We start from the raw sequence: 12,611 nt of genomic DNA, 5'->3' as shown, positions 1-12,611 counted from the left end.
TGAGCGCGAACGTCCGATGGAGACCGCCCCTCCGGACCTCCCGCCCGGCGGGTGCCCGCCGCCCTACGCCAGGATCTCGTTGACCACATTGCCGTGGACGTCGGTGAGGCGGAAGTCGCGGCCGCCGTAGCGGTAGGTGAGGTTGGTGTGGTCGATGCCGAGGAGGTGGAGGACGGTGGCCCAGAGGTCGTAGATCGTGACTTCGTCCTCGACGACGTGGTAGCCGAAGTCGTCCGTCGCCCCGTGGATCGTGCCGCCCTTGATGCCGCCGCCGGCGAGCCAGATCGAGAAGCCGAACGGGTTGTGGTCGCGGCCGTCGGCGCCCTGGTGGAACGGAGTGCGGCCGAACTCGCCGGCCCAGATGACCAGCGTCTCGTCGAGCAGACCGCGCGCCTTCAGGTCACGAAGCAGGCCGGCGATCGGCTGATCGACCTGGAGCGCCATGTTCCGGTGGCCGACCTCGAGGCCCGTGTGCTGGTCCCACGGGTTGGCCGCCTGGCCCGCGTCGGTCGGTTCCGGCAGACAGCTCAGCTCGACGAAGCGGACGCCGCGTTCGACCAGCCGCCGGGCCAGCAGGCACTGGCGGCCGTAGTCCGCCGTCGTCTGGTTCGCGTGATCCAGCGCGTAGAGCTCACGCGTCGCCCTGGTCTCGCCGCCGATGTCGCAGAGTTCGGGCACCTCGGCCTGCATCCGGAAGGCCGTCTCGTAGTTGCGCACCGCCGCCTCGACGTCGGCGTGCCCACCGAGCCGCTCGAGGAAGGCCTGGTCCATCTCCTTGACGAAGTCGAGCCGCTCGCGCTGCGCCGACGGAGCCTCCAGGGCCTGGATGTTCTGGACCGCGTCGTCGGCGTCACCGCGCAGAATAGAGCCCTGAAACTCGGCCGGCAGGTAGCCGTTGCCGTAGATGCCGACGCCGCCGTGCGGGATGCCGGCCTGGCCGCTCTGCAGGACGACGAAGCCGGGCAGGTTCTCGTTCTCGGTGCCCAGCCCGTAGTTCACCCAGGCGCCGGCGGAAGGGTGACCGACGAGCGGGAAGCCCGTGTGGAAGAAGTAGTTGCCCTGGGCGTGCTCGTTCACCGTGCTGGTCATCGAGCGGATGACCGCCAGGTCGTCGACGCACTCGCCGACGTGGGGGAACATGCTGCTGACCGGGATGCCGCTCTCGCCGTACTGCCGGAAGGGAAAGGGCGAGGCGAAGATGTTGCCGTTCTCGTTGAACTGGGTGCGCTCGATCTTCGTCGGCATCGGCTTGCCGTGATCGCGGTCGAGCCGCGGCTTCGGGTCGAACGAGTCGACCTGGGAGACGCCGCCCGACATGTACAGGAAGATGACGTGTTTGGCGCGGGCTCGCGGAGCGCCGCGGGCGGCCCCGGGCAGGAGCGCCGAGCCGAGCATGCCGTTCAGCGCGATGGCGCCGAACCCGGTGGAAACCTGTGCCAGCATCCGCCGGCGGCTCATCAGGGAACAGGTGTGTTCGGTCATCGGAGGTACATGAACTCCTTCAAGTTGAACATGGCGTGCGCCAGTCGACGCCACGCATCGCCGCCGCCGGCGCTCTGCTCGAGCTGGTCCGCCTCGGCCTCGAGGCGAGCGATGCGGGACCAACTGCCGCGGTAGATCCGCGCCTGCTCCGCTTCCGACGGCGCTTCGATGTTGCCGAGCGCCGAGGCAGCGATGTCGGCAGGGGCCAGGACGCGGTCGTAGAGGCGAGCCTGAAGCACGCCCAGCGGCGCGTCTCCGGCGCCCGCGAACCGGAGGCGACCCTTCTCCATGCTCATCGGAAGTTCCTGGCGGACGCTTTCCGGGCCGGCCTCAACTCCGTTCCGGTACGCGGTCCAGGCGCCCTTGCGGTCCCGCGCCAGGACCAGGTGGACCGGTGCGTCGCCCGCGTCCGCTTCGCCCGGGAGGCCGGCTACCCAGGCCTCGAGCGTGTACTCGTCGAACGTCCGCCGGATCGGCTTCGACGTCACGACATCCGACGTCCCCAGCCACAGTGCGCCGTCGTGCAAGCGGACGTGGCGGCCCAGCTTGAGCGGCAGATTACCGGAGGCGTCGTAGGCCCGGCCGTTCTTGGGCGGGTCGTCGAACTCCCAAGCGGCGACCGCCCTGGGCGCCGACGCCCGGTGGTAGAAGCGGAGCACGCCGCGTGTCTTGTCCGCGGTGAAGTCGCGGATTCCGGCGCTCTCCTCGCGGCGTTCCAGGGCGGCCGCGCTCCATGCTTCCATGTCCTCCCGGGCGGGCTTCCGGTCGACGGCCTGGCTGAGGAACTGTTCGGCCGCGCCGAGTTCCGGTTCGGTCGGGGGTCGGCCGAGGGCGAGCCGGAACATGGCGGCGATTCGTTCCCGATCGCTGTGCAGATCGGGGTCCCGGGCGATCCGGTCGGCGAAGCGAGTGGCCAGGTGCATGACCTGGGTGTTGTTCATCATGAGCAGCGACTGCGCGGGCACGTTCGTCTGGTCGCGCTGGCCCTTGGTCGTCACCGGGGTCGGCAGGTCGAGCGTGTGGAGCAGGGGATCCGGCTGATTCCGGATGACCTGGACGTAGACGCTGCGCCGGTTGGACCAGCCGGTTTGCGGGAGGGTCCCGCTGGCTGCCACCGGTTCGAGTTGACCGGCGGCGAGCAGCATCGAGTCCCGCACCGCCTCGGCCTCCAGGCGGCGGAGATGGGCATGGGAGAGGAGGTCGTTCCGCGGATCCCGTTCACGGGCGGCTTCCGACGGCGTCGACTCGAGCTGGAAGACGCGGGTCGAGGCGAGCCGCCGCACGAACTTCTTCAGGGACCAGCCGTCCTCCTGCAGCGTCGTCGCCAGGTGATCGAGGAGGGCGGCGTTCGACGGCAGCTCGCCCATCTGCCCGAAGTTGTCCGGCGTTGCGACGATGCCGCGGCCGAAGGTGTGGGCCCAGAGGCGGTTCGCGATGACGCGGGCGGTGAGCGGGTTGCCGGGGTCGAGGACGCTGTCGGCCAGGGCCAGCCGCGGGTGGACCGAGTCCGCGTAGGGCTCGGGGTCGATCGCCTCGAGGAAGCGCTGCGGCACCGGTTCGCCGAGCCGCCGGTGGTTGCCCCGCTCCATCAGCGGCTGATCGAAGCGCGGGCCGGCGAGTACCGCGGGAGAGCGGGTCGGCACGGGGATCGCCTCCTCGAGCTGCCTGATCCTGTCGACGATCGCACGCGCTTCCGGTACGTCGCCGAGGTCGTTCGGCAGCAGGCCGCGGCGCACGAAGCTCGCCAGGAAGCGGGCCTGGGCGTCAGTCATCGCACTGTCGCGCCAGGCCTCGGCGGCTCCGCGAAGCGCTTCGCCGTAACGGGCCGCCAGCTCGCCGCGGTCGCCGGGCGCTCCTTCGATCTCGAACAGGGGCGCCGTGAACTCGGCCGGCTCGTCGCGGGGAAACTCGCCGTCTTCGTCGAGCACGACCGCCTCCGTGATCCCGAACCAGGAGCGGTTCGACCGTCCGCCGGAGCTCTCACCCGTCATCGGGTGATCGGCCGCCGTCACCAGCTCGATGTAGGCGTGGTCGCCGTCCCAGTAGTCGAGGTTCCAGTGCTGCCAGCGCCACTCGCCGTCCGAGAGCGTTTCGATCGGATGGACCTCCCCGCGCTGGGGGTAGTTCTGGACCGCGTAGCGTGCGACCGCCCCGCCGCGGCCGGCGATCCGCACCGCCAGTTTCTGCCTGGTCCCGATGAGGAACCGCGGCGAGGAGAAGGTCCCATTGTGGCGGTTCGTGAGCGAGTGCGTGTAGACGCCAGCTGGCAGGATGTCGGCGACGATCGTCCCGCCGCCCTGAGTGACCTCGTAGCTCCCGGCTTCCTGCGGCTTCGCCTCGGGAAGGCCGTTGCCGTGCCGGTACCACTGCTCGACGTCCCCGGTTCGGCTCAGGTCCCAACGCCTGACAGCAGGCGCCTGTCGCCTTGCCTCGAGTTGCTGCCCGCTCCGTTCGTAGGCGGCGGCCAGCTCCTGCCACTGCTTCGCGAAGGCCCCGCGGCCACGGATTCGACCGGCTCGAACCCAGGCATAGAGCGGGTCGTAGGGAGACTGGCCGCCCGTGAGTGCCGCGGCCCACGGGCCGTCCGGCTGCTGCAGCCGGGCCGGCACCTCGGCCGCGGCTTCGATCCATGCGTCGGCCAGCACCTGCCTCAGCTCGCCCTTGAGCCGGACCAGGTCGTCCCGGTGGGCGTTCCGGCGCGCCTCATTGTCTATCGTCTGGACGCCCGGGCGGCCGTTGACCATCGTGCCGTAGAGGGCGTAGAAGTCGGTCTGGCTGATCGCGTCGAACTTGTGGTCGTGGCAGCGCGCGCAGGCGACGGTCATTCCCAGGAACGCCTTGGAGACAACGTCGATCTGGTTCTCGGTGAAGCGGACCTGCTCGTCGAGGGCGTCGGTGGGGCCGAAGCCGTGCAGGACGAAGCGGTACTGGGCGATGCCGATCGCCGATTCGTTGATGCCGAGTTCGGCGTTCATCCGTGGCTCGTCGAGCAGGTCACCGGCCAGGTGCTCGCGGATCAACCGGTCGACGGGCACGTCGGCGTTCAGCGCCCGGATCAGGTAGTCGCGGTAGCGCCAGGCGTAGGGCACCGGTGGGTCGCCCTCGCTGCCGTGCGTCTCGGCGTAGCGGACCCAGTCCATCCAGTGCCGCGCCCAGCGCTCGCCGAAGGCCGGGTCGGCGAGCAGCCGGTCGACTTCGTCCGCCACCGCGGCGTCCCGGTCGATCGCGGCGCGGCGCTCGAAGTCGTCGACCTGCGCCGGCGTCGGTGGCAGGCCGGTCAGCACGTAGGAGAGTCGGCGCATCACGTTGCGCGGCTCGGCAAGCGGCGCGGGCTCGAGCCCGGCGTCGGCGATGCCGCGGGCGAGGAACCGGTCGATCGCGTTGTGCGACCAGTCCGCATCGGCGACGTCGGGAGGTGTGGGCTGGGTGATCGGCTGCAGGCTCCACCAGCTCTTCCGTTGTTCGAGCGTTGCCTGCCATGACGTGACTTCCCTGAGCGCCTCGGCCGAGGGCGGTTCGTCCCGCGGGTCGGGCGCCCCGATCTCGATCCAGCGCTCGAAGTCGGCGACCACGTCGTCGGGCAGCTTCGCTCCGCCCAGGGGCATCCGGAAGTCGAGACTCGGGTGCCTCATGGCACGCAGAAGAAGGCTGCTGCGGGGCTTGCCCGGCTCGATGGCGGGACCTCGCATGCCGCCCTCGAGCATGCCGCCGCGGTAGTCGAGACGCAGTCCGCTTTCCGCGATCTCCGTGCTGTTGTGGCACGTGTAGCAGTGCTCGACCAGGACCGGGCGGATCTTCTGCTCGAAGAACTCGAGATCTTCCGGGGCGAGTTCCGACGCGGCGGCCGGTCCTGCGCCGAGCAGTAGCGCGGCCAGGATCGCGACGCCCGAGCGCGGCGGAAACCTCGGTTTCAGGTTCATTGGAACGCCGTTCAGTTTACAACGTGGGTCGACCTTGCGTAGCGGTCGATCACGCTTCCCGTCACGCCCTCGCGGATGATCCCGAACAGCTCTCCGCGCCAGCCGCGGCCCTTCGATACCTCGGTCGAGATGACGACGACGACCATGTCCTCGGCCGGAGAGACGTAGATGTACTGGCCGCCGTAGCCGCTGGCGATGTAGGCGCCGCGTTCGCGCGGCCCCCTGAGCCACCACAGGTAGCCGTAGCCGCCGTAGATTCGGCCGCGTCCACGGGGGGCGGCGAGTCCTGCGGGGCGGGTCGATCGGTCTACCCACTGCCAGGGAAGCAGTTGCTCGCCACCCCAGCGGCCGCGGTTCAGGTAGAGCTGACCGAACTTCAGCATGTCGCGCGGCCGAAGCGAGAGGTTGTTGCCGCCGACGTGAATGCCCTGCCGGTCACGGGCCCAGGCCGAGGGGCCGATTCCCAACGGGTCGAAGAGGTGCCGGCGAGCGAAGTCGTGGGTGCTCCGGCCGGCGGCTCGGGCGAGGGTCGCCGACAGCAGGTGGGTGCCGCCCGTGCTGTAGGAGAAGCGGGTACCCGGCTCGGCCTGCAGCGGGCGGGCGAGCGCGGCGCGGACCCAGTTGCGCGACGCCACCCACGAGCCGTAGTTGCCGAAGCTGGTCGATTCGAGACCGGAAGTCATCGTCAGAAGGTGGCGCACCGTGATCGCCCGCTTGTCCGGGTCGTCGAGTTCGCGGCCTTCCGGCAGCACGCCGGCGATCTCCTGGTCGAGGTCCAGCAGCCCCCGTTCGATCGCCAGACCGGCCAGAGCCGAGAGGACGCTCTTGGAGGCCGACTTCAGGTTGTGCGGCCGGTGGCCGGCGGAGCCCCGGAAGTGCCGTTCCGCAACGAGCCTGCCGTGGCGAGCGACGAGGACGCCCTGCAGCCCGTCGAGTTCGCCGATCCGTTCGAGGGCCTTCTCGAGCCGTTCGGAGTCGAGGCCGACCTTCGCGGGAGTGGCGGCTCGCCAGTCGCCGGACCAGTCGTCTTCGCCCGGAGGGACCGCTAGTTGAAACTCGACGAGAATACCCGGGTGATCCGAGATCGAATCTGCCTCCGCCCACTCCATCCAGAGGGGCCACCAGCCGGAATTGCGGGCATCGAGCAGGACGTGGTCGATGCCTCCCTCCAGGAGATCGCGGTAGCCGGCTTCCCGAAAGCGGACCAGCGCCGGATGGTCCCCCGGCAGGTTCAGGTCGCCGGCGATCAGGACGGGACGCTCCGGCCGGGCGACGATGCGCTCCAGGAGACCCGCGGCCTGGGCGCCGGCGAGGTCGGCGTCTCCGTTGGCGAGATGGACACCGACCAGGTCGAAGGTCAGGTCGGGGTGGTCGATCCGTGCGGTCAGCGCGATGCGGCGTTCGAAAGCGTCCCGGTCCGGCGCCAGCCGCCATACCTCGGGGTCATCGATGGGAAAGCGGCTGAGGATCGCCGAACCCTCCTCGAAGCCCAGCCATCGCAGCGAGCCGTTGGCGCGGGCGTAGACGGCGTGGAAGCCGATTTCACGGGACAGGCGGTCGGCCAGGCAGCCTTCGTCGACCGTGCACCAGGCCTCCTGCAGCACGACGATGTCGGGTTGCAGGCGCGAGACCTCCGCCGCGAGGCGGCTGGCCCGGATCGACCGATCGGAGGGACTCTCCTGGACCACCAGGCGGTCGCCGGGGTCCGGGTAGCCGTGCCAGGCGTTCAGTTGGAGGATGCGAAGCCGATCCGCTGTCGGCGCGGCCGTGGCCGAGTCCACGCTTCCGGCGGTGCGCGGCTCCGCCGGCGACTGATCGGCCAGGTTCCTCGTGAAGACCGGGCTCGAGGCCACCGCCAGCAGGCCGAGGACCCCCGCCGTAATGCGGACCGCGGGATGGCCCTGACGCAGGACGAGGGCCGCCAGCGCTGCTACCGCTCCGCCGGCCGGCGCGGCGATCAATAGCAGCCGCGCCAGGTCGGGCTGAACGACGGTGAACGATCCGGCGAGCCAGGGCAACGAACCCAGCGCGCCGGCGATCAGGCCGGCTGCCGAGGTCAGGAAGGAGGAGAGGTTGCGCGTCAAGACGGACTCCGGAAGCCCGGAAGCCTAATCCGCCCGCCCTGCGGAGACCGGACCAACGGAGGCCGTTCGAGTAGGAATCCAGGTGCTACCCTAAGGAGTTACAGGGGACGAGCGACATCGAGACAGCGGCTCCGCCGCAGAAAGGAGGTCCGGAATGGGCAATCGAGGAACCCCTCGGAGGATCTCTGCGACCCTTGTGCTCTGCTCGGTACTGGTTCTCGCCGCGGGCTGCGCCGCGCCTCCGGAAGAGCCGCCCGCCCCGGAAGTGGATCCGAGAGCCGAGGCCGAGGCCGCGTTGGGCGAGTTGGCGGCCAAGTACCTTCAGGCCGTCAACCGGGGCGACGCGGATGGACTGGCGGTGCTCTACACCGAGGACGCGATTCGGCTTCCGTCGGACGGCCGGCGCATCGAGGGCAGGGACGCCATCCGGCTGTTCGCCGCCGCGGACTACGCCGACACCGACTGGGACATGCAGCTTCGCGTCGACGACAGCGACTACAGCGGCGATCTGGCCTTCGTGCGGGGCACGTACGCTCTCACCCTCACCTCGAAAGAGGATTCGTCCGTCGTCTACCAGGAAGTGGGCAAGTGGATGGACATGATGCGCCGCGGGGAAGACGGCTCCTGGTTGATCGCGCGGGAGATCTCGAATCGGGACCATCCGCAGGGCCAGATGCCGGCGGACGCGATGCCGCAGGAGGAGGGCTGATCATGAAGAGCACGACCCGCTGGCATGAGCGTCCCGGGATCAGTCTCCTGGCTGTCCTGCTGGTCGGCTTCGTCGTCGTTGCCTGCCCCCCGGTCGAGGAGGAGGTGGCGGAGGATCCGAACGCGGTCGAACCCAGCCGCGGCGACGAGGACGCCCTCAACGCCCTGGTTGCCGACTTCATGGTCGCGCTGAACACGGGCGACGCGGACGCGATGGCGGAGCTCTACGCCTCGGACGCGGTCCGCATGCAGCCGGAAGGCCCTCCGATCAGCGGCCGCGAGACGATCCGGCAGAACATCTCGCAGTTCTTCGAGACCGGCAGCCTGGACGTGCAGCTTCACGTCGACGAGACGGTGTTCAGCGGAGAGTTGGCCTACGTCATGGGCACATTCGCCCTGGGTGTGATTCCGAACGACGGATCGCCGAGGACGGACACGCTCGGACACTGGATGCGGCTGATGCGGCGTGAGCCGGACGGCAGTTGGCTCATCGCGTACGAACTCTGGAACTTCCAGGCGTAGACCGAAGTCGGCGGCTGCGGGGCGGCCGGGTATGATCCGTCGCCGCTCCTGATGTCCGAACCGTTGCCGCAGTCCCTGACCTTCATGGGCGCCCCCGGGTCGCCCTACACGCGGAAGATGCGCGCAGTGCTGCGCTACCGGCGGATCCCGTACCGTTTCCTGATCTCCGGCGCCGACGGCCGTGAGGATCTGCCGGCCGCCAAGGTCCGGCTGCTTCCCACGTTCTATCTGCCGAACGCCGATGGCGAGATCGAGGCGGTCGTCGATTCGACGCCTCTCATCCGGCGCTTCGAACGGGAGTTCGAGGGACGGTCGGTGATTCCGGCTGACCCGGTCGCGGGGTTCATCGACTACCTGCTCGAGGACTTCGGCGACGAGTGGCTGACCAAGGCGATGTTCCACTATCGCTGGGCCTACGAGGCGGACATCGAGAAGGCCGGCCAGATCCTGCCCCGCTGGCGGCAGGTCGAAGGTCCAGAGGAGCAGTTCCAGCAGGCGGCGAAGATGGTCTCCGAACGCCAGATCTCGAGGCTCTGGGTCGTGGGCTCGAACGAGACGACGGGCCGCGTGATCGAGGCCAGCTATCGGCGCATTCTGGAGCTGTTTCGGGATCACCTGACGGAGCGGCAGTTCCTGATGGGCAACCGCCCGGGCGCTTCCGACTTCGCATTCTTCGGCCAGTTGACTCAGCTCGCGGCGTTCGATCCGACGCCGATGGCGGTGACCCTCGAAGTGGCGCCGCGCGTCTATGCGTGGGTCGATCGGGTCGAGGACCTGTCGGGGCTCGAGCCGACAGACGACGACTGGGTCGACCGTGAGCTTCCCGAGACGCTCCGGGCGCTCCTTGGCGAAGTCGGCCGCGTCTACGCTCCCTTCCTGATCGCCAACGGGAGAGCGCTGGCGTCGGGCGCAGAGCGTGTCGAGTGCGAGATCGACGGCCGGCACTGGGTGCAGAAGCCGTTTCCCTACCAGGGCAAGTGCCTGATGTGGCTGCGCGACGAGTACGAGGCTCTGTCAGCTGACGACAGGTCGGCTGTGGACGATCTCCTCGCCGGCACGGGTTGCGAGGCCTTGTTCGAGGGGGCGGGAGCCCCGCCCTAGGTGCCTTCGAGCGGCCGGCCGGGTTTCTGGAAGTCGTTCAACCCGCGGTTCTACGGCTGGCGGATGCTGCCCGCGGCCTGGCTCATCTACGGCCTGGGTGCCGTGCCCTTCTACAGTTGGGGCATCTTCCTGCCTCAGATGCTGGACGAGTTGGGAATGTCCCGCGCGGACAGCGGCTGGGCGTTCGGCATCTGGACCTTTTGCGGCGGCGCCGTGGCGCCGTTGATCGGTGTTTGCCTGACCCGGTTTGGACCCCGTCCGGTGTTCACCGCCGGCTTCCTGGCCGTGTCGGTTGCCTACTATCTGACCAGCCGGGCCCAGGATCGCTGGGAGGTGCTGCTCTACTTCGGTTTGTTCGCTGGAGTTACTCACACGTTCTCCACCGTTCTGCCGACGCAGACGCTTGCAGCAAACTGGTTCCTTCGATGGCGTGCGACCGCCATGGCCTTCCTGCTGGTTGCGGCCGGCGTGATGGCGCCGCTGATCTACCGTTTCGCTCACTCGCTTCTGGACCGGGGCGGCACCTGGCGGGACGGCTGGGTGATCATTGCTGCACTCTGTGCGGCCCTGGGCGTGCTGTCGTTCCTCGTCCTTCGTAACACGCCGGAGTCGATGAGCCAGTTGCGGGACGGGGCCCGTTCGCTGGATGAGCTTCAGGCCGTGGCGATTCGGACCGGCGCCGAGACCCCGGACGAGTGGGTTGCGAAAGAGGCCGTGCGGACGCCGCAGTTCGTGTTGATGGTGCTCTGCGGTCTGGGTTACGCCGTTCCCTGGGGCGTGCTGGCCAACCACGGCAATCTGCATCTGCTCGATGTCGGGTTCGAGAGCGGTGAAGCCGCCACTCTCCTTGCGCTCATGGCCTTCGTGAGCATCTTCGGCCGTGCCAGCGGCGCCCTGGGTGATCGGATCTCGCCACCTCGTCTGCTTGGCCTGGCTCTGGCGATGGAAGGAGCAGGAATGGCGATGCTCCTGTTCGTCCGCACTACGGGGCAGGCGCGCGTCGCTCTGATCCTTCTCGGCCTGGGGTTCGGCATGGCCTACATCTGTCAGGCCGCTACCTTTGCCCGTTTCTTCGGACGCCGCGCGTTCGCGACCACCACCGGGGTCCGTTTCGCCGTCGGCGCCGCGTTCGGTGCGACCATACCCGCCGTCACAGGCTGGGCGTTCGACACTCAGGGCACCTACGCCGTCCCGTTCCTGACGATCGCCGCGGTCACTCTGACCGGCTCGGTGGTCGCCTTTCTTTTGCAGCCGCCGCGGAAGAAGAGCTGACCGCCGTCGCCGTTGCAGCGTCCGGAGGCCCCGGGCGGGGTTGGCCCCGAACCTGGGTGCGCCAGGCGTCGAGGGCCCGCTGGCGGGCCGAGCCGTGGTCGACCATGGGCAACGGATACGTCTCACCCAGCCGAACGCCTGAGCGGTCGAGCACGGCCTGCGGCGCAAGCCAGGGCGCGTGGATTGCGCGGTCGGGCAGCCGGCGCAGTTCCGGCAGCCACTTCCTGAGGTAGGCGCAGGCCTCGTCGAAGCGCCGCGACTGGGTGACCGGGTTGAAAACCCGGAAGTACGGCGCCGCGTCTGCGCCGCTTCCCGCGGTCCACTGCCAGCCACAACTGTTGTTGGCCCAGTCCGCGTCGACCAGAGTGTCCCAGAACCAGTCCGCGCCGCGCCGCCAGTCGATCAGCAGGTGCTTGGTCAGGAAGGAGGCGACGAGCATCCGCACGCGGTTGTGCATCCAGCCCGTGGTCCAGAGTTCGCGCATCCCGGCGTCGACGATGGGGTAGCCGGTCTGGCCGCGCTGCCAGCGCCTCAGATCGGCTGGTGTGTCGCGCCACGGCATGCGGTCGAAGCTGGGTCTGAGGTTCCGGGTCCCCATCTCCGGGTTGTGGAACAGGAGGTGATAGCTGAACTCGCGCCACCCGAGCTCTCGCAGGAAGGCCTCACATGGTCTGCGAGGCAAGGCGGCGGCCGCCGCCGCGACCTGGCGCGGACCGATTTCGCCGAAGTGGAGGTGGGGCGACAAACGGCTGGTTGCTTCGATGCCGGGCCGGTCGCGGTCCTGGTCGTAGTGCTCCGCTGCTCCGGACAGGAAGGCGCGGAGGCGTCGCTGCGCACCCTCCTCGCCGGGCTGCCAGATGTCGCGGAAGCCGGCCGCCCAATCGGGCTCGTGGCAGCGGAACTCCCAGCCTTCCAGATCGTCGCTGCGAGGCCACGCGGCCGGCGCCTCGGGCGGCGGGGCAGCGGCTACCGGGCGGGCGAAGCCGTGCGCGACGCACTTCCGCCAGAACGGCGTGAACACCCGGTACGGCCGGCCGGTGCCGCTTCGGATGTCCTCCGGCTCGAAGAGGAGGCTGGCCTGGAACGTCCGCGTTTCGGTGCCGGCTTCGGCGCAGCGTTCCTCGATCTCCGCGTCGCGTTGCGTGATCGCCGGTTCGTACAGCCGATTCCAGACGACTGCGGACGCACCGGTCTCGCGAGTCAGCGCGGCGATGGTTGGGGCGGTCGTTCCGCGGCGGAGGATGAGCCGACTCCCCTGGCCTCCCAACGTCCGGTCGAGCGCCTCGAGGCTGCCGTGCAGCCACCACCGCGACGCGCCGCCGAGCGGCCGCTCGCCCTCTTCCTCGTCGAGCACGAAGACCGGAACGACGGGACGTCCGGCGCCGGTGGCCCACGACCACGCGGGGTTGTCGTTCAGCCGCAGGTCCCGCCGGAACCAGACGAGAATCGGCTGCTTCGTGGTTGGAGGCATGCAGGCGGAGCGTACGACGGTTGACGACGATGGCTCGACAAAGCAGAGTGT

8 protein-coding genes are annotated in these 12,611 nt (G+C 69.3%); 4 read left to right on the top strand and 4 right to left on the bottom strand.

Going from position 1 to position 12,611, the window contains the following annotated elements; translation table 11 throughout:
• Positions 1-63: 63 nt before the first annotated feature.
• Genes OXI49_13060 through OXI49_13050 form a run of 3 tightly spaced genes read right to left on the bottom strand, consistent with a single transcriptional unit; the run spans position 64 to position 7,486 of the window.
• Positions 64-1,482 carry a DUF1501 domain-containing protein gene (locus tag OXI49_13060; protein MDE2691439.1) on the bottom strand — a complete coding sequence of 473 codons (1,419 nt, stop codon included), beginning with the start codon at positions 1,480-1,482 and terminating at the stop codon, positions 64-66.
• Positions 1,479-5,402: a PSD1 and planctomycete cytochrome C domain-containing protein gene (locus OXI49_13055; GenBank protein ID MDE2691438.1), complete on the bottom strand. Its 3,924-nt coding sequence runs from the start codon at positions 5,400-5,402 to the stop codon at positions 1,479-1,481. Before OXI49_13055 ends, OXI49_13060 begins: the two co-directional genes overlap by 4 nt.
• Positions 5,403-5,413: 11 nt before the next feature.
• The gene (locus OXI49_13050) at positions 5,414-7,486 is read right to left on the bottom strand and encodes a serine hydrolase (protein MDE2691437.1); all 2,073 of its coding nucleotides are present in this window, start codon (positions 7,484-7,486) and stop codon (positions 5,414-5,416) included.
• 154 nt (positions 7,487-7,640) lie between these two features.
• On the opposite strand from OXI49_13050, the gene OXI49_13045 reads away from it, so the two are divergent.
• Genes OXI49_13045 through OXI49_13030 form a run of 4 tightly spaced genes read left to right on the top strand, consistent with a single transcriptional unit; the run spans position 7,641 to position 11,089 of the window.
• Positions 7,641-8,195 (top strand): SgcJ/EcaC family oxidoreductase, encoded by a 555-nt coding sequence (locus OXI49_13045; GenBank protein ID MDE2691436.1) that lies wholly within the window; start codon positions 7,641-7,643, stop codon positions 8,193-8,195.
• Between the two features lie 2 nt (positions 8,196-8,197).
• Positions 8,198-8,716 carry an SgcJ/EcaC family oxidoreductase gene (locus tag OXI49_13040; GenBank protein MDE2691435.1) on the top strand — a complete coding sequence of 173 codons (519 nt, stop codon included), beginning with the start codon at positions 8,198-8,200 and terminating at the stop codon, positions 8,714-8,716.
• A gap of 51 nt (positions 8,717-8,767) precedes the next feature.
• Positions 8,768-9,817, top strand: a complete 1,050-nt coding sequence (locus OXI49_13035) for a glutathione S-transferase (GenBank protein ID MDE2691434.1) — start codon at positions 8,768-8,770, stop codon at positions 9,815-9,817.
• Positions 9,818-11,089, top strand: a complete 1,272-nt coding sequence (locus tag OXI49_13030) for an MFS transporter (GenBank protein ID MDE2691433.1) — start codon at positions 9,818-9,820, stop codon at positions 11,087-11,089.
• Here the strand turns inward: OXI49_13030 and OXI49_13025 are convergent.
• Positions 11,031-12,560 (bottom strand): deoxyribodipyrimidine photo-lyase, encoded by a 1,530-nt coding sequence (locus tag OXI49_13025; GenBank protein ID MDE2691432.1) that lies wholly within the window; start codon positions 12,558-12,560, stop codon positions 11,031-11,033. The two genes, OXI49_13030 and OXI49_13025, sit on opposite strands and share 59 nt — an antisense overlap.
• Positions 12,561-12,611: the final 51 nt, after the last annotated feature.

The sequence above is a fragment of the Acidobacteriota bacterium genome, from assembly GCA_028875725.1.
Taxonomy (GTDB): domain Bacteria; phylum Acidobacteriota; class Thermoanaerobaculia; order Multivoradales; family Multivoraceae; genus Multivorans.
Note: the sequence above shows the minus strand (reverse complement) of the source record. Positions and strands in the feature narration are given on the sequence as shown.

Bases quoted from the DNA above. Each gene is read 5' to 3' on its own strand.
- OXI49_13060 (MDE2691439.1), bottom strand. From the start codon at position 1,482: ATGACCGAACACACCTGTTCCCTGATGAGCCGCCGGCGGATGCTGGCA.
- OXI49_13055 (MDE2691438.1), bottom strand. From the start codon at position 5,402: ATGAACCTGAAACCGAGGTTTCCGCCGCGCTCGGGCGTCGCGATCCTG.
- OXI49_13045 (MDE2691436.1), top strand. From the start codon at position 7,641: ATGGGCAATCGAGGAACCCCTCGGAGGATCTCTGCGACCCTTGTGCTC.
- OXI49_13040 (MDE2691435.1), top strand. From the start codon at position 8,198: ATGAAGAGCACGACCCGCTGGCATGAGCGTCCCGGGATCAGTCTCCTG.
- OXI49_13035 (MDE2691434.1), top strand. From the start codon at position 8,768: ATGTCCGAACCGTTGCCGCAGTCCCTGACCTTCATGGGCGCCCCCGGG.
- OXI49_13025 (MDE2691432.1), bottom strand. From the start codon at position 12,560: ATGCCTCCAACCACGAAGCAGCCGATTCTCGTCTGGTTCCGGCGGGAC.